Source organism: Ruegeria sp. AE3 (genome assembly GCF_056542225.1).
This window is the reverse complement of the sequence record NZ_JBQFZL010000010.1, coordinates 25,192-47,588: the sequence shown is the minus strand read 5'-3', so window position 1 is coordinate 47,588 and position 22,397 is coordinate 25,192. Positions and strand designations below refer to the sequence as shown.

At 56.4% G+C, this 22,397-nt stretch carries 18 protein-coding genes; 6 read left to right on the top strand and 12 right to left on the bottom strand.

What is annotated here, in order from left to right; genetic code table 11:
* Nucleotides 1–569: 569 nt before the first annotated feature.
* The 4 genes from ACR0NZ_RS15845 to ACR0NZ_RS15830 form a co-directional block, all read right to left on the bottom strand.
* Nucleotides 570–1,625 (bottom strand): tyrosine-type recombinase/integrase, encoded by a 1,056-nt coding sequence (locus ACR0NZ_RS15845; protein ID WP_480520232.1) that lies wholly within the window; start codon nucleotides 1,623–1,625, stop codon nucleotides 570–572.
* A 171-nt stretch (nucleotides 1,626–1,796) separates the two neighbouring features.
* Complete coding sequence (locus ACR0NZ_RS15840) at nucleotides 1,797–3,290, bottom strand: sulfotransferase (RefSeq protein ID WP_480520230.1); 1,494 nt, start codon at nucleotides 3,288–3,290, stop codon at nucleotides 1,797–1,799.
* Nucleotides 3,287–3,538, bottom strand: coding sequence for a hypothetical protein (locus tag ACR0NZ_RS15835; RefSeq protein ID WP_480520228.1), 252 nt, complete (start codon nucleotides 3,536–3,538; stop codon nucleotides 3,287–3,289). The genes ACR0NZ_RS15840 and ACR0NZ_RS15835 overlap by 4 nt, the downstream gene beginning before the upstream one ends.
* An 8-nt stretch (nucleotides 3,539–3,546) precedes the next feature.
* Nucleotides 3,547–5,088, bottom strand: coding sequence for an arylsulfotransferase family protein (locus ACR0NZ_RS15830; protein WP_480520226.1), 1,542 nt, complete (start codon nucleotides 5,086–5,088; stop codon nucleotides 3,547–3,549).
* Nucleotides 5,089–5,261: 173 nt separating this feature from the next.
* Here ACR0NZ_RS15830 and ACR0NZ_RS15825 point away from each other — a divergent pair, with 173 nt between their 5' ends.
* The 3 genes from ACR0NZ_RS15825 to ACR0NZ_RS15815 all read left to right on the top strand — a co-directional run bounded on the left by ACR0NZ_RS15825 (nucleotide 5,262) and on the right by ACR0NZ_RS15815 (nucleotide 9,960).
* Nucleotides 5,262–6,530, top strand: a complete 1,269-nt coding sequence (locus tag ACR0NZ_RS15825; RefSeq protein ID WP_480520224.1) for an arylsulfotransferase family protein — start codon at nucleotides 5,262–5,264, stop codon at nucleotides 6,528–6,530.
* A 258-nt stretch (nucleotides 6,531–6,788) separates the two neighbouring features.
* Entirely contained in the window at nucleotides 6,789–8,369 is a 1,581-nt protein-coding gene (locus ACR0NZ_RS15820; protein ID WP_480520222.1) for a glycosyltransferase family 39 protein, read from the top strand.
* Nucleotides 8,370–8,625: 256 nt separating this feature from the next.
* Nucleotides 8,626–9,960 carry a hypothetical protein gene (locus ACR0NZ_RS15815; RefSeq protein WP_480520220.1) on the top strand — a complete coding sequence of 445 codons (1,335 nt, stop codon included), beginning with the start codon at nucleotides 8,626–8,628 and terminating at the stop codon, nucleotides 9,958–9,960.
* 35 nt (nucleotides 9,961–9,995) lie between these two features.
* Here the strand turns inward: ACR0NZ_RS15815 and ACR0NZ_RS15810 are convergent, their stop codons facing one another.
* Together ACR0NZ_RS15810 and ACR0NZ_RS15805 are read right to left on the bottom strand one after the other, a co-directional pair.
* Entirely contained in the window at nucleotides 9,996–11,009 is a 1,014-nt protein-coding gene (locus tag ACR0NZ_RS15810) for a ParB/RepB/Spo0J family partition protein (RefSeq protein ID WP_480520218.1), read from the bottom strand.
* Between the two features lie 73 nt (nucleotides 11,010–11,082).
* Nucleotides 11,083–12,498, bottom strand: a complete 1,416-nt coding sequence (locus tag ACR0NZ_RS15805) for an AAA family ATPase (protein WP_480520216.1) — start codon at nucleotides 12,496–12,498, stop codon at nucleotides 11,083–11,085.
* 401 nt (nucleotides 12,499–12,899) lie between these two features.
* Here ACR0NZ_RS15805 and ACR0NZ_RS15800 point away from each other — a divergent pair, with 401 nt between their 5' ends.
* Entirely contained in the window at nucleotides 12,900–13,907 is a 1,008-nt protein-coding gene (locus tag ACR0NZ_RS15800; protein WP_480520214.1) for a replication initiator protein A, read from the top strand.
* 4 nt (nucleotides 13,908–13,911) lie between these two features.
* On the opposite strand, the gene ACR0NZ_RS15795 is transcribed toward ACR0NZ_RS15800, so the two are convergent.
* The 6 genes from ACR0NZ_RS15795 to ACR0NZ_RS15770 form a co-directional block, all read right to left on the bottom strand.
* On the bottom strand, nucleotides 13,912–14,115 hold the full coding sequence (locus tag ACR0NZ_RS15795; protein ID WP_480520212.1) for a hypothetical protein: 204 nt from the start codon (nucleotides 14,113–14,115) through the stop codon (nucleotides 13,912–13,914).
* Between the two features lie 320 nt (nucleotides 14,116–14,435).
* Nucleotides 14,436–14,792 carry a DMT family transporter gene (locus ACR0NZ_RS15790; RefSeq protein WP_480520210.1) on the bottom strand — a complete coding sequence of 119 codons (357 nt, stop codon included), beginning with the start codon at nucleotides 14,790–14,792 and terminating at the stop codon, nucleotides 14,436–14,438.
* 31 nt (nucleotides 14,793–14,823) lie between these two features.
* Nucleotides 14,824–16,260: a UbiA family prenyltransferase gene (locus ACR0NZ_RS15785; RefSeq protein WP_480520208.1), complete on the bottom strand. Its 1,437-nt coding sequence runs from the start codon at nucleotides 16,258–16,260 to the stop codon at nucleotides 14,824–14,826.
* Nucleotides 16,261–16,363: 103 nt separating this feature from the next.
* A complete protein-coding gene (locus ACR0NZ_RS15780) occupies nucleotides 16,364–17,734 on the bottom strand; it encodes a nucleotide sugar dehydrogenase (protein ID WP_480520206.1) in 1,371 nt (456 codons plus the stop codon).
* A gap of 220 nt (nucleotides 17,735–17,954) precedes the next feature.
* Nucleotides 17,955–19,130, bottom strand: a complete 1,176-nt coding sequence (locus ACR0NZ_RS15775; RefSeq protein WP_480520204.1) for a glycosyltransferase family 4 protein — start codon at nucleotides 19,128–19,130, stop codon at nucleotides 17,955–17,957.
* Nucleotides 19,131–19,176: 46 nt separating this feature from the next.
* Nucleotides 19,177–20,262, bottom strand: a complete 1,086-nt coding sequence (locus ACR0NZ_RS15770; RefSeq protein ID WP_480520202.1) for an NAD-dependent epimerase/dehydratase family protein — start codon at nucleotides 20,260–20,262, stop codon at nucleotides 19,177–19,179.
* 160 nt (nucleotides 20,263–20,422) lie between these two features.
* On the opposite strand from ACR0NZ_RS15770, the gene ACR0NZ_RS15765 reads away from it, so the two are divergent.
* A complete protein-coding gene (locus ACR0NZ_RS15765) occupies nucleotides 20,423–21,475 on the top strand; it encodes a Gfo/Idh/MocA family protein (protein WP_480520200.1) in 1,053 nt (350 codons plus the stop codon).
* Entirely contained in the window at nucleotides 21,475–22,395 is a 921-nt protein-coding gene (locus ACR0NZ_RS15760; RefSeq protein WP_480520198.1) for a glycosyltransferase family 2 protein, read from the top strand. The genes ACR0NZ_RS15765 and ACR0NZ_RS15760 overlap by 1 nt, the downstream gene beginning before the upstream one ends.
* The last annotated feature ends 2 nt before the right edge of the window (nucleotides 22,396–22,397 follow it).

Here is a 22,397-nt window from a genome sequence, read left to right as displayed (position 1 = left end):
ATTACATCACCAAAAAAGGACGGTACTTCGCAGGCACTACATGTCAAGTTGAAGAACTTTCTTTTTGTCGCACTCGTCGCATTCTTGCCAACCTCAAATAGAAATGTGGCCAACTGTGAAAATGTTGTCCAATCGCGTAATGTCCGCCGTCAGAGTTTTTCGGACTTATCGGGCCGTTTTGCAACGGCTGATCTGGTTGCGGCTCTTGGCCCTCAGTGCGGTCACAGCATCCTCCAAACGCTCCAACGCATCCACTGGCAAGCGAATTGAAGAACGGTGGTTTCTTTAGTTCCGCTCTCGCCCAAAAACTACTTTGCCTAAAATCATCCTATGGTTGATTAACTTTGTAACACAACCACCTTATCCTGTCATACTCTCCAAGAAGAATTCGGGGGGTAACATAAGCTATCCGCGTTTCCTCAGATCCTCCTCGGAACAGTTTTCCTCTTGGAGGCAAATTACACTCCGCGAAAAGGGGCCCTCCCATCTTCCAGCCAGCAGGTATGGGGGCGGGTGAGTTGGCAGGAAAGTTGTCAGCTGAACTCGCCACAAAGCGCTGGCCATGCCGTCTACCCCAACAGATCGCTTGCCGGGTTTTCAGCGATATCGACATCGTCATAGTATTTCTGCGCCTGCGCCATGGAGCGGTGCAGGGACAGGCGCATGGCGGCCTGGATCGGGGCGCCGTCCAGGGCGGCTTGGGTCAGGAAGCCTGAACGTAGACCGTGCGGCGAGGCGAAGTCCTCCGGCAACCCTGCCAACTGGAGGCGATGTTTGACGATCTGATAGATCGCATCCGGCGACAAGCGGCGCTTGAGCACCCGGTCCGCTTTGGAGACGGGGCGGAAGAGCGGCCCGTCCCCGATCTTGCTCACCTCGATCCAATGCACCAGTGCCTGCGCGGCGCGTCCCTTCAGCACCAGCCGCGGCGTTTCTCCTTTGGTTGTGGTCTTGGTCTCCAGCAGTGAGATCCAGACCAGGCTTTTCTCTTCGAATTCGTTCAACGAGAGGTCTTCAAACATCAACCCGGTGATCTCCGAGCGCCGTCTACCACCAGAAGCCCAACCCAGCATCAAGATGGCGCGGTCGCGACAATCTCGGCGCGACCCCCGGCAGGTCGCCAGCAGTTGTTCCAGCACATCGCGGGTAATCGGGTGCTGCGATTTCGGGGCAGGGGGCCGGGCGGCGGCGCGGCGGGCTTTGGACCGGGCCTGCTTCACCTGCGGCGCACCGAAAGGGCTGGTCAGGTTCTTCATTCGATGAAAGGCAAGCCAGGAGGCGATGCGCCGGTCCAGCGTCGAAGGGGCAGGGCAGGCGAGGGACTTGCGTAGCCCCTGAGCAATCAGCGCTTCTGCGGTTTCGCGCGCCACATCCGTTTCTGGTGCGTCATTCAGATCGCGGGCGTGATCGAGAATGAAGGCGAGGGCGGTGGCCTCAGATTCCGGCCAATTCAGCGTCGCTGCGAACCGCTCGGACTTCCAGGCGGTGACATAAAGCAGATCCCGTTCATATGCCCGCAGCGTGTTTTCCGGTGTGCCGCGCACATAAAGATCAGTGAGCGCCTCCTGATCCGTGTCCGAGAGGGCAGGGGAGGCGGCGGGGAGGTATGGGGCAGGGGGCTTCATGTACCCATTCTGCGTCAATTTGGGTCAGATTTCAAATAACATGATAAGGGATACTTATCGGGTATTATTTAGCATTTCTACTCGGAAGGAGGTTGTTTGCAAAATACCTGTAAAATGCGCGCAAAACCAAAATTACCATGGCTATACTGCCTGCTGTGCGCTCCTCACCCCTCAAACCACTTTCAGCAGTTGATCCCGGCGGGCGCATTCTTCCAATGCCGCATAGACGTCGCGCGCTTCCTGTAAGTGACCGGAATCAAACCTCTCTGCGTCAGCCACGTCAGGCTTCGAATGAAAATACCGTTCAAAGCTCTGCTCACCGGTCGACAGGCCGAGGGTGTCATACAATCTCTCCATCGTTGTCTGAGGCGACGCGCGCAGATCGTCCTGCAGAAGAAAGATGCACTTGTCTTTGTACACAAGCAGATCCCGAAAGGCGCAGGTCCAGTATTGCAGCCAGTAGTCGGGCGTGTGGGAGTCTTTCTGTCCAAGGTCGAAGCCAGAAAACAGAAAGGGTTTATGCAGATTGCCGAACTCGAAATGGCCGATATCCGCCATGTAGCGGGTTACAAAACTGTCTCGGGACTGCAGCTTGCTGAAGTTGTTATGCTGCCGTAGCAAAGACTCGGCGTGGCTTTCGGGACGCCGCACAGGAACGACAATCCTGCAATCCGGGAAAGATTTGAGCAGATAGGGAATGCGGGCAATGTTGGCGTTGTTCTTCGAGCAATAGCGGGTTTTCTGAACGCTCTGCGACCCGGTCTGCACATTGCGCGCCCGGATGATGCTGCTCATGTGGTGGCGCAGGAAGTGGTCGGCCTCGCCATCAGTGTCCGCAGCCTCCCACAGAGGGATCGAAGCCCCTTTGTACCTGTCCGGCCAGAACATTTTCCAGATGACCTCCTCGAACGCTTCCGCGCTTTCAAGGTCGATCTCCATTCCGTCCCCGTGGGCACGTTGCTGCCGCCGCACGCCCCGTTTCTGGCCACCGGCCAGCTTGTTCCACAGCACAGGAGCCGTCACAAAAGGCATGTCCCGGTAGGTATGCGTCGCCACCTCGGGCGCATCATGCAGTGCGTTGAGAACCGCTGTGGTGCCGCCCCGCGCAAGGGAGGTCACAAAAATGGGTTGCGATACCTTTGGCATCGGAGGGCGCGGTATCAGGCGCGCCTCGATCCGCGCGGCCGCTTTCTGAACCGCCGGGCCGGAAAAGGCCAAGTTGTGAACGAACTGGTCTACAGGCGAGTATTGGGATCCACCATTATCCTGCGGTGTTTCGCTGCGACGCGGACGGCTGACGATTTTGACCACCGCGAACGCCAGGACCGACACGATGACGATGTAATCCAGCCGAAGCATGACATCCAGAACCGCACTTGCGGACACAAGCCCTCCAAAATCAGCCAGCAGGATGGGCAGTCCCGCCGCAGCCAGTGCCAGGGCAATACGCCATGTCAGATTCAGGCCGCCCAGGATCAGTTGCCCCCCTGCCCGCCGCGCTGCGGCTTCCTTCGCATCGTCAGATAACTGGTTGTCAAACAGCGCAGCCACGCCCGCCATGCTTGCGCCAACGATATTGTGGGCAACTCCTGCGATATTCGTCCGCCACAGGGCGAAAATGAACCCCGCGACAGCCAGCAGCGAAACGGCTATAGCCAGCATCATTGCACTGGGTCGGTTTCATTACCTGCGTCAGTCGGGCCTTTCTTGCCACGAAGTAGCCGCTTGAGCGGAAACCAGACCAGCCCGACAATAAGAAAGATACCACCCAGCACCACGGCAATCGTGACCGCAATAGCCCCCAGCCCGGCACCCGGGCCGATATAGGCGTGCGCCGGTCTTGCCAACATCAGAAACGGCACTCCTGCAAACAGCAACAGTGCAACCAGACGTCCCCCCTCCCATGTTTTCATGAACCATTTCATTGCATGCATTCCTTCCAGTCGGTTTCAAAATAACTCAATGGGTAGAGCTTTGCATTGGTGATTTCACCTACAAATTCGTCATCGTATTTATTGACGTATTCCCAAACCACAGTGCCAGCACCATCCACTTCCAGCACTCGCCCGGCATCAAATTCTGTGATCAGAATTCTACCATCGTCGAGAATTTCATGCTGCCCCCGGATGACCGACAGCATCTCTTGACCGGGCTTACTGCCGAAAACAATTTCGGTCTCCCGGCTGACCGGGTCGATGGTCATGATGTTTGTGTCCCGGGGCGCATCCAGCCGTGTTTTATCACTCCGGGTGTAGGACGTCAGATATGCGTTGTTGTTAAAAACCGAGATTTTTCCATCCGGGCGGAACTCGGGGTCGTGCTGCCGTATCCAAGGGCCGGTCTGGTGCCACTTCACTGTTCGCGTGGCGGGGTCCACCACTATAACAAGGTTCAGCCCCCGCATCGAAATAACCCAGTCCCCGGCATTGAACAGCGGGAAACTGTCAGCCAGGTCCGATGGCAACTCGTCAATCTTGTTTGCATGAAGCAACTCTTTCCGCGCCACCTCTGTTGACCTAATCTCCTGACCATTGGCCGTTAGCAATGCGGTCAGGCCATTGTCCATGATCATGTCTGGGATCGATATCCGTTCAAGAATCTGGCCCTGTTCATCAAGCCTTAAAACCACATCTTCCCAGATCAGCTCGTCCGTGGCCGGGGTAGAAAACGGAGGAAAACGATCAACAACATCAGCAGCGGTCCATTCGTTGCGACCCAGCACCAGATATCCACCTTGCTCAGACGCAACCAGCGAATGATGTGACAACTCGTCGAGGGCCCAAAGGAGATTTGAACACTTATCCAGCTTAACCGTTCCACAATATTCGTAGTTGAACACAAGATCACCCTTTGGGGTCAGCAGAGCCCCATGCGTATCTATCAACAAGGGGTTGCCAAGGCCGTCACAGGGTCTGGTTTGATCTTCCGGGTAGTGTTCAAAGTAATTCAACGGCCATTTGCGAATTACACTACCGTCGCGGGTCACAAGCCGCGCTTGGTTCTCTCCGTCAAAGAATCCCATCATCAGGATGACGTCTCCACGACCCGGATCGTCATTGATCATGACACCATCGCCTTGCCCACGTGACGGCTGAAGATGCTTGTGATAGGCTCTCGCCTCCAGCGTCAGCAGTTCATCGACAAACAACACTTTGTATGCTGTTCGAAGCTGCGGAACTGGCGGCCATTTTTTCTTTTGTGCAAACATCCCGTAGAGGATGGATGAACAAATGACGGCGAGTAACGAACATGTCCAGAACAACCGTTCAGGCAGTTTTTTAAAGAAGTCCTTCACACTGTTCGCCCCAAACCCTCTAACACTGAACTTAATACCCGGTAACGTGTCTTCCTTGCGGTCTAAGATTAATCGTCTTGGCCCAAAAATAGAAACATCAGACATCAATATTGCAAGACTTTCGTGACTATGCGGCGAAATCAACCGGATTGTTGCATGATCAGACACCTTTGGAATCGCAACACCCAAAGCGGGAGGCTACTGTCAAATACCCGACAAAAAGCCCTACGTCAGAACTGGTACAGTCCCAAAACAAACGGCTTGCATGGATTTAAGCTTGATCGCGGCCAGTCAAAAATCCAACGTTGCCCCATTGATCTGTAAATTGGGGTTCTGTGGTTATGTCTGATCGCCTACTTGCATTGCTGTCGCTGGCTTGTCTGTTGGCAATTACTTTCCTGGCGGGGCTTGCGTCTGCCTATCTGTATCTGGCCCCTTACAGGATCGCCGTTCAGGCATGGGAAGAAGTCAAAGCCTTTATGAAGGAGCCTGACCGGCTGATGCCAGTGCGATATGACTTTGAGGGTGTTCGTATTCACGACGACGGCGCCATGGCATCCGGGTCTACACTTATCACATCGTATTTCCCGGAATTCGACTGGCATGCGGGTGTCCGGCTAATCGACGCATCCGGCAATGTCCTGCATTCCTGGGCACCCGACCCGAGTGAGATTTTCGGCGGACGGCATAATTATCCGTATATTCATGGCTCGCACCTTTTCCCCAATGGCGACATCCTGTTCAATTTCGAATTCATCGGGATCGCCCGTATGTCGGCCTGTGGCGACGTCTTGTGGACCCTGTCAAAACCTCGGGCGCATCATTCCATCTCTGCGAATGATGACGGCTCGTTCTGGGTGTCCGGCAACCAAGAGCTGCGCTCGCGTGAAGGGCGGGATGAAAAGCTCATGGATATCCTGGCCTTCCCCGTCTACGAAGACTACTTCATGAAAGTCAGCGCTGATGGAGAGGTTCTGAAATCCATCAGCTCGATCGAAGTGTTCGAAAAAAACGACCTGAGCGACGTGTATCTGAGAACGGGCAGGCGCTATCGCGGCGATATCTTTCACCTGAACGACATAGAAGAGCTGTCACCGGAGATGGCCGATGAATATCCGTTGTTCGATGCGGGCGACATCGTCGTATCCCTGCGCGATCTTCATATGGTCATGGTGCTCGACCCCGATACGCTGAAGGTGAAATGGCACACCTATTCAGACACGCTGTTTCAGCACGATCCGGATTTCATCGGCGACGGATGGATCGGCATCTTCGACAATAATTTTGACCGAACCGAGAGCGGTAATCTTCAGGGCGGATCGCGCGTGGTTGCGCTGCGGCCACATACGCAAGAGCGCACCATTCTCTTCCCCACACAGCCCGACCAACCGTTCTACACTAAATGGTCCGGTAAGTGGCAAAACCTGCCCAATGGCAATCTTCTGCTAACTGAATCCCGCGCCGGTCGCGCCCTTGAGGTGAACAGCGCAGGCGAACCCGTCTGGGAATGGGTCATGGATCGGTATGACGCAAATCAGGTGCCCGAGGTTATGGAAGCAACCAGATACCCGATAACCGCTGAAGACGTCAACGCCTGGAGCTGCCCATGACATCAGACAGTGTTTCGCGCGCGAAACAAAAGAAATCACCTTTTTCCACTGACAATCTATAGGGTCGAATTGCGCCAAGTTGATTTACAAGAAACTCCGCTCATGAGCCTCTGCTGCGCGAAGCCTAACCGCAACATCGTTGTTGGCTTACCCGCCACCAACCCAATAGGATGAACCTGTCCGGGTAAAGGAATCCAGATCCCAATCCCGTTTTGTGTTTTATATAGTACAGCCCCTTTGGTTATTCAGGGAACACTCATGACGTCTGATTTTCAAATTCGAATTAGCCAGCTTTTCCTCCCATCTCTTATCTTCCTGACTCTTGTGGGAGCCGTCTTACGAATATATCTAGCTATGAATTCAACCTATTTGTGGGATGAACATAGAGATTGGATTCCCGAAGCTCTTGCAATCTCCTTTGACCCTGCAAACCTGAATTTGCCAATTCGCACCCAGAAACACGGTGCTCTTGTAGCCTATTTTATTAAACTCGGGTCGATTCTATTTCCAGGCGGGCACATAGGGATGCGCTGGACAAGCGTTTTAGCAGGGACACTAACTATCCCGATTATTGGAATTATTGGCAGGAAAATAGCGGGGCCGTTAACCGGAGTTCTTGCTGCGGCCATCCTTGCACTGAACGAGTTTCATATCTCAATGTCAGCCATCGCCATCCAGATGGCATGGTACATGTTTTTCTCGACTCTCTCGATCATGTTCTTTCTACGCTTTCTCGAAGGTGCCCGGCAACAAGATATAGTTTTGACTGCTTTCTGGGCTGGGCTAGCCTTCCTAACCTACGAGATCACCGCGCTGATGATCCTGGCGATGGCCGTTTGGCTTATCATTCACTCGGGCTTTGGGGTTCTGACAAAAAGATCGACCTGGATAGCGCTTCTGGTCGGAGGACTTTTGATCTTTCCGGATATCTACACGAATTTATTCACCGCGTCCCAACAGCGAGATGATTATGGCACTCTGCTAAACAGAGTCGGCAGCCTTGGGTTTACCCCTCAATATTTGGCCTTTTTTATCCGCACCCCTTTGGAAATTCTATATCCGTTGATTCTGGGGCGCGATTTCGTCGACGGAGCTGGCGAATACAAATCAATGAATGCATTTATTGGTCTGCTTATGGGAAGTGCGGTTTTGGTATGGCTTACAGCACTCACAGGTGCCCTGAAGCTATCTCTTCCCCGTCATCTGGGGTTCATGTTGACGCTATTCCTAACCGTGTTTGGAATCTTCACTTTAATTGAGGTGCCGAGATCAGAGGACGTCCCTCTTTGGCTTTGGGTCGCGGTGATCCTTATCCCAGGATCAATTTTGCTGGCAGCCTTAATCGCAGAAACCGGACGGTTTAGCATCCCGCTTACTTTGGCGCTTTTAGTCGGCCTTCTTATATCCCCGGTCGATCTTTGGCGATCCAATTTCAACTATAGTATGCGTCAGGTGCTGGCCTCGCCGGAACTGTTGACAGGTCCCGAAGGCAGCAAAGCGCAAGTCGATGTGTATCTAGATCTTTGCGACCTTTGCGAAACCAATCTTTCGATCGAACTGGTGGATGTGACATATCAACCGGCGGCAAATGCTCCAGCGGTATCGGCACTTGCGACGGGTGAGGCAGAGGTGGTGACCTCAAGCAAAGACACCCCCAGATTCACCGCTCTTGTTCAGTCTGATGAAAACAATGGATTATGGATGGCTCGCATCTATGAGGCCCGCCTAGATCTTTGGCATGAAGGCGAATTCATCGATACAATTTATGCTATCTCTCGTGTGCCTCATAACCGTCAATTGACTTGGCCACCGGTTTTCTGGATTCCCCCAAGACAATAACGGGGAAACTGTTGCAAGCCTTGGATATTGATGTTCGGAATGATCGGCAGGGAGCAACAGGCAGTATTCGGTAAAAACCTCCACAATAATATACAGGCTCAGGCTGACATCAGTTCATGTTTCGCGTGCGAAACATGAACAGGCACCTTTTTCCGGAATAGTTCTCGGGTGTGACGACAAATTAAGGGATAGGATTTCAGATCGATTGATGTCTAACTAAAATTGTTTTGCGTTGTTTTCGGGTTTGAGGTTGCAAATGTTACGACGAGTATTAGGCGAAATTGCCCATGACATTCCCGATGCGCGCCTTAAGCTTTCCAGGAATCAGAGACGTTTCAAGGCTTGGCTTGCCGCCAGCAGGACCGATCTGAGCTTTGCTGCTGTGATCGCCCTTGTGCTTGGAACCGCGTGTTGGTTTCTTGCCTGTCAGATCCCTGCGGCATTGATCGATCCTGCGCGAGATGCCTGGGTCTGGTTCGAGGCAGATCTAATCCGGGTACAAATGATGATGGTGGACCGCCTGGCAGACAATACCCGAACAAATCTTCATCCGCTTCAGGCCATCGTAATGTACCCGCCAACAAAGATGCTGATACTGTTCGGAGTTTCTGAGCGACTTGCAGCAATCAGTGTGCTGTCAGTTACAGCGGGGTTGTGGGGCGCAGCCCTGTTCGGTGGCTTTCGCGGGCTTGGACTGATGCGCATCGATGCGATTGTTTTCACAATTCTAGGCGCAGTCACCGGCTCGACCATCTTTTGGATGCCCATTCCCGAGGTATACGCTTTTGGCGGCCTGACGGTCACAATTGTACTGGCTCTCGGAACACTCATCCAGCGCGGAGTTGTTCCCCCGCTTGTGCAGTCGGTGTCGAGTGTGATTGCCTTCTCGATCACGACAACCAACGTGATGGCCGGTATTTTGACCGTACTTGCCGCCAACTCTTACAAAAGTGCGTTTCGAATTCTGGTGAACGGCTTTGCTATTGCGACGGTGGTGTTTGCTTTTCAAAAGGCCGCCTTTCCGCGTTCCTCGTTCTTCGTCCCCCGCATCGGGCATGAATTGACCTTTGTCCTTCACGAATATGCTGGTGGCCCATGGGACAAGATCCGGGCCTTTTTCGCCTACGCGATTGCGATTCCCAAAGTGCCTTTTCTTGAAAACCCGGTCTTTCCGGAATGGATGAGACTGTCCGTTCAGATGACACCTTTCAGCGCGCTTGCCTGGCAAGGCGTCGTTGGGCTTGTGATGTGGGCAATCGTGCTTGCAGCGGGCCTGACCAACACCATTCGTAGACCTGGCGTCAATGCGCCGATCGCTCAGGCACTGCTACTTTATATTTTGTTCCAGTTTCTTCTGCATATGGCCTATGGCGACGAGACATTTCTGTACTCACTGAATTATGTCCCGGCGATGTTCCTGCTGGCCGGGTTTTCGGTGCTTGGAAAAGGCCGTCCGTTTTTCCTGGCTTCCGCGGTCATTGCTATCCCATTCCTGGCCTATAACAACATTTCCGAGTTTCTGCGTGTTACATCGGATTTGCAGGCCCATGCAGATGCCTTGCTGCACGCCTCCGGCACAGTCAGCGATTAACCCGGACCCGCCTTCATGGTTTCGCGATTCCAAACTTATGCCGTCCGGGATTGAAGCCATTCGCACAGTTCTGCATAAAATTCATCTGACATGCCGCAGCCCGACAATGTAAGCTTAGAAGCATCGCTGCTGAGTTGCAGGCGAATATCCCCGATCTCCTCTGACGTTGGCACGTTAGATTCCGAATTGTTTGGCTTTGGCTGTGCCGCACTGATCGCACGCGTTAGAGCCGAAGTTTCAGCGTCCGAGGTGGGGGCTGCGGCAGCATCCAGAGCCTTGATCAGGTGCCCTACCTGCTTTGGATTATCCTTCAATACCCTCGCAATCGACAATCCCAACCGCTCAGGAATGGCCGAAGCAAACTGCAGGTGATCGTCCAGCGCGTGATAGATCGCGATGAAAGACCCTATCTTGGATCGTTTTGCCCGGCTGGCCGACGCGAACAATCCGCGCAAGGCACTGGCCTCATCCGGGTAAACGCCCTGCTCCGCCGCGCGCGCCACGATCCGGGCGCGCTCATAATAGCTCAGCCCGACGCGGATCTCATTTTCCTCGACCATGGCCACGTAAGCGTCAGATGCGCTCTGTGGTTGCCTGAGAAAGGCACGTACGGTTGCAAAGCGTGCCTCGCCCGTGTTCTGCGCCAAGGCCCGCAGTGCAGTCATCCGACGCCAGCCAGAGATCAGCCCATAACGCCCTTCCGGCAGTTCCACGACCTCAATCGGTGTTTGCTGCCCGCGCGCCTTCAGGCTTTCCTTCAACGCCTCCATATCCGCGTCATCAGCCGCCAGCCGGTCGCGCACCAGATAGGTTTCCTCGATGGAATCCAGCGGCAGGTCCTGCACCAGCCGACCTTCGGCACGGGCGGCACGCAATTCTCCGGACAGCTCCTCCAGTGCCGCCTGAGCCGCTGTGGCTCCGGCCACCTGTGCAACCGGAGGCGCAGCGCGGGGCGTATCCGCAGGGAACATGGGGTTCAACCCGGGGGCAGGGCGGGTGTCTTCCAGATAATCCGGCCGGGCAGGGGTCAACCGTTTGCGTTTTGCCATCACTTTCTCCTTTTCCAGCGCAGATCAGACCCTGTTTCGGGCACCACTGATGTGTTTCGCGCGCGAAACATGATCACCTTAGCGCCAGTTCCGGCGTTCCCGCCGCTTCGGCCTGCTGGGCCAGTTCCTCACCTCGCCAGACACCAATCAGCAGCTTCTTGAACGAGGCATAGGTGGCATCAAAGGTTTCCCGCCCGCGCACATAGGTCTCGCGATTGAAATCACGGTAATCGGCCTCGTAGATGCCGTTGACCTGTTCCCCGGCCTGCCCGATCAGCGCCGTGTAGCCCTGCCAATGTGGCGACAGAGTCCGACCCAGATAGGCCTGCATCAGCCCGGCCAGCTCCGCCTGCTGGCTGCCGTCATAGCGGGTGATGATCGTGCGCACTGCGTCCCACTGAAAGGCCATCTCGGGTCGTCCCAACGCGCGAGCCGCCATGTTCTCACCATCTTCGATGGACTGAAACGTGGAATGCAGCATGTCAAAGAAGCGCCCGGTGGAGTCAAACTCTAGGAACGAGGCCCCCATGGGCACCAGAAGGATATCCGAGGCGGCCAGCCCATTGATCGTCAGATAGCCAAGGGCAGGGGGGGTATCGATGAAGATGATGTCATAGTCGTCCAGCACCCCATCCTCGTCCAGCGTATCGGTCAGCGCGTCCCACAGCTTCCAGCTGCGGCCCTGCATTCGCCAGACGGGGATCTGGAACTCGGCCCAGTACAGGTTCAGCTGCGCGCCGATCAGGTCGATATTCGGCCAATGCGTGGTCTGGATCAGATCGCTGCTGCGGACCTTCAGCGCTTCGGACAAGGTGTCGTCGATCGGATGCGGTGCCTCACCCCGATCAAGCCGTCCCTGATTGTCACGGCGCAGATGGGTGGCGTAGTGACGGGCCAGCAGAGGAAACACCGTCTGCCATTCATCGGTTACCTTGCCGCCAAAGATCGACGTCATCGAACCCTGGCTGTCCAGATCAATGACCAGCACCTTGTAACCATCCAGGGCGGCAGACATGGCGAGATGCGCGCAGGTTGAGGTCTTGCCAACACCCCCCTTGAAATTGGCGACCGAAACGATCTTGGCAGGTAGCCCATTGGGCCGGTAAGGGCGGTACTCTTTGGCTTTGGACCCCTCCGAGGCAAAATGTGCCCGCAGCCGCAGAACCTCATCCAGCGTGAACCACTTGGCCCCGCCTTCGGTTTCGGATTGTCCCTGCGGCAGATCCGGGTTGCCCTTCAGCACACGGCGAAAATGGGCGGGTGCAACAGGGATCAGGTATTTGGTGATTTCCCAAGTTGAAAACAGGCGCAGCTTTTTCTGACCGTTCTCTTCCAGTCCCCGGTTTGCCAGATCGCTGCGACCCCGTGCACAGGCATCCGCGATTTGTGAAAAGTCACCCGTGCCGGTCGGATTACCAAGTTCAGCATAAGCCAGATCCGGATCGATATTGAAATACGGGGGAAGCCCCTCGGAGGTCGCTGCTCGCATTGAAAACCTGCCTATGTGCTATGTTTTGCTCAATATACCACAAAACGAAGCATGCGGAAGCATAATGAGCACAAAACCGGATTTTCTAAGCAATAATAAGAGGTAACTATCGATTGAAACGCTGGTTTTGAGTGTCAGGCAAAAAAATATCTAGTTAGAATCCTGTTATTTTATTAGTTACGGCGAAATCCTGATATTCTTAAGTATAAGAAAAAAATAGGTTTTTTGTATTCTCAAGCACCCATAGTGAATCTGATCCCACGTTCAGGCGACTCTGATCCCACGTTGCAGTGACTCTGATCCCACGTTCAGGCGGCTTTACGCGTCCTGTGGATAACTCTACGGTAGGCGTCAATAAAACCACGAACAAAGATTCGGGCAGGACATATGGGCAGGGCAGTATGAGCGGGTCAGGGGCGTTGTTGCCCGACCGGCACCCAACGGGTGATTTTTTTGTATGCGATATCTTCGATGCGCTGCCCAAGACAGATATGGGCTCGATGGAGCATCCGATGTTTTCGCTCTCGACCCGACCGGATCGCCGGATCCTCAATTACGAGCATAACGGGGTCGAGATCACGGTGACGCCCTCGGTGCGGGGGCTGGCGACGATCCACGACAAGGACATCCTGATCTTTTGCATCAGCCAGCTGATGGCAGCGATCAATGCGGGTCGGACGGTCAGCCGGGTGCTGCATCTGAAGGCGCATGATCTGCTGGTGGCCACCAACCGCGAAACCAGCGGCGATGGCTACAAGCGCCTGCGCGAAGCGTTCGAGCGGCTGGCAGGCACTCGGATCACCACCAACATTGTCACCGGCGAGAAGGAAACCACCACCGGGTTTGGCCTGATCGAAAGCTGGGAAATCGTTCGCCACACCCGGGCGGGCCGGATGGTCAGCGTCAGTGTGAAGCTGTCGGACTGGTTGTTTCGCGCGGTGCTGGCGAAATCCGTTCTGACCCTCAGCCGCGACTACTTTCGCCTGCGCAAACCGCTCGAGCGGCGCATCTATGAGCTGGCCCGCAAGCATTGCGGTCGCCAGCCCGAGTGGCGGATCTCGGTCGAGGTGCTGCTGAAGAAATCGGGCTCGGCCTCGCCCCGGCGGGTGTTCCGCAAAATGATCCGCGACATGATCGCAGCCGATCACCTGCCCGATTACGAGATGATCGAAGAGCCCGGCGACCTGATCCGCTTTTCGCGCCGTGACCAGGTGGTCGAGGGACCGGACAAACCGATCCTGCCGTCACAGGCACTGGAGGAAGCCAGGGCAATGGCACCGGGCCGCGATGTCTATGCGCTGGAAGCGGACTGGCTGGCCTATTGGGCCGCGTCCGGCCGCCCGCAGATCAGAAACCCGCAGCGGGCGTTTCTGGGCTATGTGGCCAAGAGGGTCGCCGGGCGGGACTGACAGATCAGCCTGTGTAGACGTGGCCCTGTTTCTGAGTGCGAGTCTTCAGCGACCGGACGGTGCAGATCGCGAGGACGGCCGCAGCTATAATCAGCCAGCCGGTCAGCGCGTAGAGTCCCAATGCCATCAGGATGGAATAGCCGGAGAACAAAGCCAGCCCACTGGCACCGAGGCCGAAAACGACAGCTAAACCAATAATTCCCAGCATTCTCCCAAGCCCTCCAAGTTATGGCCTTGGCTTTAGCGCGATCCCAAGTGGGCGACAGCCATGCCATGGGCAAGTACCCACTTACAATTCCGGCACGGAATCATGGCAAAACTTTGAACCACTAGGGGTTAAAAGTTGGTTATTGGATATCCGACGAGGAACTGCCCCATTACTCGCTCGAAACTACGTATTAGTGAGGCATCAGAATGCCTGCGGGAATTGTTTCGTAAAATCGTTACACGAGCAATGCGTGATCGAACAGGCCCCCGAAACGTGCAAATCTCCGCCTGTGCACGGTGACGTATGATAAACTTTTCTGATCAGACCTGTTTGACCTGAGACAGGACGAAGACACCGGCGATAACAAGCCCGATGCCCGCTATTTTCTGCAGGTTCAGGGTTTCTGAGAACAGAAAGTAACCAACGATCAGAATACCCACCATCGCAAGGCCCGTGACGGCGGGGTAGGCGATACTCAGCTCAAGGCCGCGGATGGCGACGATGAAGCTGCTCAGCAGCAGTAAACCGCTGAACAGACCGGCCCATGCCCAGGGCGAGGCCACAAGGGCGCGAACGTCGAAAGGTCCAGAAAGCTGTTGCACGGCCAGCTTGAACGAGACGTTGGTGCAAATGTTCGCGCAGACCGCAAACAACAAGGCAGACCAGTATAGCGACATATGTGTTCTCCTTCGTGTGCCGGGCCCTGGATCAAAAGACCAGATACTTGGCAGCCAGAGTGACCAGTACAAAGGCCGTACCGATCATGAGGCTTATTCTGTCGCGCAGGGCGTACAGAACCGGATCGTCCGCAACCCGCCCGCGCCGGGCACCAACCCAGATGCGGTTCCCCCAATAGAGCAGCAGCAGGCATAGCAGCCACAGGATTTCAGGTGTCCGGTAAATCTCTTTCACCTCGGGGCTGTTTATATAAAGCGCCAGAATGACGACAGCTGCGGTGATATTGGCAACGCCCAGGCTGAACATGGTTTCGCTGTCGGCATATGAATAATCCCGGCCATGGACATTGCCGTCTTCTTCCGGCGCTGCCGCCACCTCGATATAGCGCTTCAGATAGCCGAGGCTGACAAAGACGAACATCGAGAACGCCAGAAACCAGGACGACAGGACGATGCCGGTGGCCGCAGACCCGGCAATGACGCGCAGTGTGTAAAGCGAGGCCAGCACCATGACATCCGCTGTTGCGATCTGCTTGAGCCAGAATGAATAGGCCATGGTGGCGATCAGATAGGCGATCAGCACAACCGCAAAGACAGGCGGCAGGAAGGCCAATGTCAGGGCAAAGGCGGTAAAGGGTAGGGCAATGGCTCCGACAACGCCTGCACGCAGGGACAAATCGCCGGATGGCAGCGGGCGGTAGCGTTTGCTGCTGTGCTGGCGGTCAGCGGCCAGATCAACTAGATCGTTCAGGAAATACACTCCCGATGCGCAGAGGCTGAAGCAGATAAAGGCCAGTAACGACGCAAGAACCGATGAGAAAGGCAGATACTGCTGTGAGGTAAAGATAGGCGCGAAAATTAGGGCGTTCTTTGCGTATTGATGCGGCCGCATGGACTTTACAAAGGCCCGCCAAAGCGGCGGACGCGAAGTGATGATTTTCTCGGCCGTGCCCGCAGCCTGGGCCGCCGCCACGTCAGAACTCGGCGCATTGACGAATATGCCCGATGCAGAGGCAGCCCAAATCGGGCTGTCAGCTTTGCTGTCTCCGGCATACGCAAAGGTCTCATTGCCGGCTGCACCGCGTATGGCGGCCAGTTTGTTGGACCCTTTCAGATTATGATTGGCGTCCGTTGCCAGAACAGAGTCGAATATCCCCAGATGCGTGGCTACCTCATCGGCGTATTTCCGATGCGAGGCTGTCGCAAGCACCAATTGCCTGCCATCTGTTTTCTGCTGTTTTAGATATTCAAGAAGTGAGGTCTCAAACGGAAGCGCCTCGGCCTCAAGACTGACTGCTTGCGCGATCCGTTCTTTGGCGTAGGGAATACCTTTGAACAGCCACAGGATGACGGAGAAGATATTCAGCGGATTGCTTTTCAGGAACTGGAGGATCGCCTCGACAAAAAGATCAGTTCTGATCAGCGTCCCGTCCAGATCAACAAAAATTTTCTCGGGCTTTTCACTCATTACTGGAATTCTACTTCCGACAGTTACATCATTAAAAGTAAGTAATTTCTTTAATCTTCTTCTGTTCTGGATATGCTAGATGTGTTGAGCAAGGTTTACATATTCAGAGCTTAACGAGCCTGCCCCCCGTCACTCTGATCCCTGTTTTTTCAAAAACATTGCGCGTATCAAAAACCAGTGCCGCCTCGCGCGCGACCAGACCGTAATCCGGGGCGCTGTGATCGGTGATCACGGCTACCGCCGCATAGCGCTTCAGGTTTTCCGCAGTCAGCGGCTGGGATGTGCGACCCGCAAGCTGCGGGTATTCGCCACCTTCGGGCAGGCGGGGGAAATACGGGTCGTGATAGTCCACTTCGGCCCCCAGATTCTCCAACTCGTCCAGCAGCACCAGCGCCGGGCTGCGGCGGGTGTCTTCAACATCGCGCTTATAGGCGATGCCCATCAGCAGGATGCGCTGACCGGTCAGGGGCTGCCCGGTCTCGGCGATGGCCGAGCCGTTACGCGCCGCCAGTTCGGCGGCCATCCGTGCCGCCAGCATGGAGGGCACGGCGTCGTTGCTGGAGCGGGCCAGATTGATGATCGGCGTATCAGATCCTGCATCCGCGGCGCGCCAGGCCAGATAGGCCGGAGACACCGGGATGCAGGCCCCACCAATTCCGGGACCGGGATAGAAGGGCATGAAGCCAAACGGCTTGGTCGCCGCAGCCTCGATCACTTCCCAGACATCCACGTCCATTGCTTCAAGCGCGGTTTTCAACTCGTTGACCAGCGCGATATTGACGGTGCGAAAGCTGTTTTCGACCAGCTTCACCGCCTCAGCGGTAGCGGCCGAGCTGACCGGGACGGCGCTGGTGACGATGGCGCGGTAGAAATCCTCGACCAGTTGCCGCGACAGCGGATCGTCGGCACCCACCACCTTCGGGATGCTGTGCGTGTTAAACTTGTCATTGCCGGGGTCTTCGCGCTCGGGCGAAAACGCCAGGAAGAAATCACTGCCCGCGCGCAGACCGCCCGCCTCAAGGATCGGCTGAACCAGTGTGGTGGTGGCGCCGGGCCAGACGCTGCTTTCCAGCACCACCATCTGACCGGGGCGCAGATGCTGCGCGATGGTTTCGGCGGCGGCGGCGACAAAGCGCATGTCCGGGTCTTGTGCATCGGTCAGCGGGGTCGGCACGCAGATCAGGATGATATCGGCCTCGGCCAGTGCCGCGGCGTCTTGCGTTGCGCGGAACCTGCCGCTGTCTACCGCTTGTGCGATCCGGTCTGACGCCAGATACGATATGACCTGATCGCCCTGATTGATCCGTGCCACCCGGTCAGGGTTGAGATCAACGCCGGTGGTATCGAACCCCTCATCATAGGCGGTCAGCGCCAGCGGCAGCCCGACATAGCCCAGCCCAACCACAGCAACCCGCGCATCGCGCGCCGCGATAAGCTGCTTGAGGGAAAGATGATGCGAGGTTTCGTAGTTCATAATTTATCCTGATCGTACAAAGTCAGACTGAAATCAATTCGCGGTGCAGCTGCCGGAAACCCAGGCTCCTCCACGGATAGGGCGGAACGGAGGCGAATCCAATATATTTGTCAGCTCGGTCCGAGACTGCAGTACCGTGTTTCCCAAAGCGCCTCAATTTTTGGTCATTTGCGGTATTGTTGAGGGTATTATTTATAAATCCAAGTCAGGAAAATTCTTGTCATTTCGGGCGTAATGCTTGCCGAAACGACGCCTCGGCCAGTTCCGCGCCCTTGTCCCAACTGAACCGTGAAGCCTGCGCCAGCGCCTTTTGCGAAAGATCGTTTCGCAGGCCCGGTTCGGTCAGCAGCCGGACGGCCTGATCTGCCAGCGCTTGACTGGACAGGGGGTCGAAATACAGCCCGCCATTGCCCACCACCTCGGGCAGGCTGCCGCAATCCGAAGATAAAACGGGGGTACCGCAGGACATCGCCTCAAGCGCGGGCAGACCGAACCCCTCCCAAAGCGAGGGGAAGACCAGCGCATCGGCTGTGTTGAGAAGCAATGCAAGCTGCTCGTCGTCGATTTCACCGGTGAAGATGATGCTCTCGGACCGAGCCGCATCGGCGGCAGCGCTGGCCTTGAGGTCTTCGACATTGTCCCAGAACCGCGCGCCGGTGGTGCGCCCGACAATGGCCAGGCGTGCATTTGGCACACGCGCCAGGATTTCAGGCATCGCCTCGATCAGCCGCAACACATTCTTGTGCCGGTTGAAGCCGCCCACATAGACCAGCAGCGGGGCATCAGATGGGATGCCATAGGTTTGCCTGACCTTCGTTAGAGCCGAATTATCGTCAATCGGTCGGAAAATGGCTTCGGCCCCTTCGGTAATCGTGTCGATCCGGTTACGGGGAATGTTCAGGATACGCGTCAGGTCGTTTGCCGAGGCCTCCGAGATCGTCATCACCCGCGTTGCCTGCATCTTGGCCAGCCAGCATTTGGCCTGCCACAGCCGGAAATTCAGGCGTTTGGGAAAGATCAGATCGGGAAACCGTTCGGGGATTGTGTCGTGATAACACACCACCATTGGGCGCCGGGCGGGCAGGGGAAAATAGGAATATACCGCCGGGTAAAAGAAGACATCGCAATTGATGCGCCGGGCCGCCTTGGCCATTGTTAGCAGATCGGCCCCGCCTCGGGCTTTGGCGCCCGAAGAGGCCTCGGACATTGAGAGATCAGATCCCGCAACAAGGGTTTCGACCCCGTCCGGTACTGGCCGCGTCGGCTCCTGATCGAACAGAAGCGTATAATGGAAACCGGTATCGCGGGCGGCCAGCGCGGCGATCAGATTGCGGGTGAACCGGCCAAAGCCGCGTTCATTTTCCCATGGCGTTGCGTCAACGGCTATATTAATCAAATGTCGTCGTCCCTGAAATTATTGGATAATTTTGTTTTTGGCCTCGCTATTTTCCATAGCGGGCTTGCAAATAAGCGCGGGTGGCGGCCAACCCGGCCTGCAGGTCGTGGGTGGGGGAATAGCCCAGCCGGTCGCGGGCGCGGTCGATCCGGCAGCGCCCTTTGGTGGCAAACAGCTCGAGCATATAGCGGTCGGGATGCATCTCGTTTTGCTTGGGCAGCAAGTGCTTTATTTTATGTACCAGCTTTTCGAACCTTTCCCGACCAATCCAGGTTCGTGCGGCAGCACTGATCCGCGCGGCAAGCGGAGGCGTGTCGGGCATCTCACTAGGTTCTTCAGGTGGCAGCCCGTCTTTGAGTGATGCAAGGGGCATATGACGCACGCTGCCTCGACCGATGACACCAGCATAACCAATCAGCAAATCCGACCAGGAAAAGGGATCTGCGCCCGATATGATGAACCGCTCACGCTCCAGGTTTTCCAGCACGGCGGCGCGCAACATGGCCTGAACCAGATCGTCTACAAACACCGCGTTGCACAGCCCTTCGGGTTTCGGCAGCACCGCACTGCCAGCGGCCATCCAGTCGGCCAGCCGATCCGTCCACAGCATGCTTCCGGGGCCATAAACCAGCGTCGGCTGCAGGATCGCCACCGGGCACTTTCCCTGTATCAGAGCCTGCTCCATCGCCATTTTAGCCTGCCGGTATGGTGTGCCCCCGGCCTGAGTTAGCGGGCTGTCCTCGGTCAGGTCCTCCTGCGGCCAGCCGTCATAGACGACGATCGAGCTGATATGGATGATCCGCCCGATCCCGGCGGTCTCAGCTGCTTGTCTGAGGGCATCGAATGCGGCGAGATTGTCAGCCGCGGGTGCGCGCATGTCATAGGCCAGATGAAACAGCACGTCCTGATCGCGCAGGGCAGTTTCCATGGCACCCCTGTCGCCAAGCGACCCGGTCACGACATGCGCCCCCATCGCCTCAAGCGTGCGCGCGCCGTGGTGGCTGCGCAGCAGAACGGTGACCCTGGCGCCTGTATCCAGCAGGGCCGGAACAAGCCGTTTGCCAACGAAACCGGTTGCTCCGGTCACGAAGACGGTCTTGCCATTCAGGTGTTCCGATCCGGCGACGTCCACGGTTTTGGGTTCCCCTTCGATTCCGCTGTTTCGGCAAGTGCTGTCTTTCAGAAACCTAGCGTGGAGGCAGAGCCTATGCTACTCCGCTTGAAGGTGAATTGTTGTTAGAGATGCCGGGTGTAACTCAATTGCGCACCCGCGATTGTTAATGAGGAATTGAATGAAGATCGGTGTGATCGGAGCGGCCGGTAAGATCGGCCAGATGCGAGTTCAGAACATTCACGAGTCTCCTGACGCCAAATTGGCGGCGGTTCTGGATCTGGAGTTTCACCGGGCCGTGGCCGTGGCTGATGGGGCACCGGCCTTTACCGATCTCGACCGGTTCTTTGAGACGCCGATGGATGCGGTGGTGATATCGACCCCCGCGCATGTGCGCGAACCCTTATGCCTGCGCGCCTTTGAAAAAGGGCTGCATGTGCTGACCGAAAAGCCACTGACCCCGACCGTGGAAGGCGCAAGGCGGATCGTTGAGGCGGCGAAAAAGGCGGGCAAGGCCCTGGGGGCCGGGTTCAACATGCGCTACTACCCCTCATTCGCTCATGTGAAAGAGGTCGCAACCTCGGGCGAGATCGGAGAGATCGACCATGTCCGCGTCTATGGGGGGCATGACGGGCTGGGTCACTTCACCCATGATTGGGAATATCAGGCCGAGTTTTCCGGCGGCGGCGCCTTATGGGATGTGGGCATCCACATGACCGACATGGCGCGCTTCATTCTGGGCGAGATCACCAGCGTTTATGGCGTGGCCACCAACTCCGTTTGGAACGTGCCGGGGTCCGAGGATAACGCAGTGGCAATCTTCAAGAACCCTGACGGCATTCCGGCGATCTATCAGGCCTGCTGGAACGATTGGAAAGGCTATAATAGTGTGATCGAGGTTTACGGATCGCGCGGTATGGTGCGCGGGGCCTATGCGCCGATGCAGAACCTTGTCATCACCATGGACAAGCCCGGTGGTGCGCCCAAGAAGGTGCGTAAATTCTACCCGGAAATCATGGTGCGCGAGAAATTGAAATCCTGGAAATCGACCGCAATCCAATCCTTTGGCGAAGAACTGGCCGATTTCATCCGGCTGACCCGTGGTGAAACCGGTCTGAACTGCGCCGACGGCCATGCGGGCCTACGCGCGGTCGAGGTTGCGGCGGCGGTGCCGGAAAGCATGCGCAGCGGTCAGCCGGTCATTCTGGAAAATCTTGGGGACATGAAAATCTGATGAGCAGCGATCCGACCCTTTCCATCGTTTTGACCATCGTGCAAGGCGGCAGCTATGTGCGGGATTTCCTTGAGGCGGTGCGTAGTTTCGATGATCCGCCGCCACTGGACGTGATCATTCCCTATGACGCCAGTGTCGCGGATGTGGCGCAATATGCCGATGACTACCCCGAGGTTCGGTTTCTGGACCTTGGCGTAATCGACCCGATCCGCCCGATCACCTCGGAGGCGGGCAAGCACGAGCTTTACGATCGCCGCCGCTCGGCCGGGCTGGCCGCGGCCACGGGCGACATCATCGGTATTCTCGAAGACCGTGGCCTGCCGCAATCCGACTGGGCGCGCACCATCGTACGGCTGTATGCGGAAACCGGAAAGAACGTGATTGGCGGCGCGATCGAATGCATGGAGCCGGTCAGCCCGCTGAACTGGGCCTTTTATGTTACCGATTTCGGCCGCTACGGGCGACCTTTCGAGACCGGGCCGGCGGATTGGGTCTCGGATGTGAACCTGACCTACAGCCGCAAGGCGCTGGATGAGACCCAGCACCTGTGGAAGGACCGCTATCACGAGCCGATCGTGCACTGGCACCTGATTGAACAGGGCGAGGAGTTGTGGCTGTCGAACGAGGTGATCGTACACCATCACCGGCCCAAGGCAACCTTTCGGGAATTGCTGCCCGAACGGTTCGACTGGGGCCGCCTGTTCGGTGAGATCCGGGTGCGCAATCAAAGCAATGCAAAGCGGCTGATGCTGATCCTGGCTGGCCCGCTGATCCCGCCGCTGCTCTGGGTACGCCATTACAAACTGCAAGCCAGCAAGGGGCGGGGGATGCGGTACCTCAAGACGTTGCCCTATGTCATGCTGCTATCGACGGCATGGACGCTGGGCGAGGTCTGGGGCTACATCACCAAGCGTCCCTGACG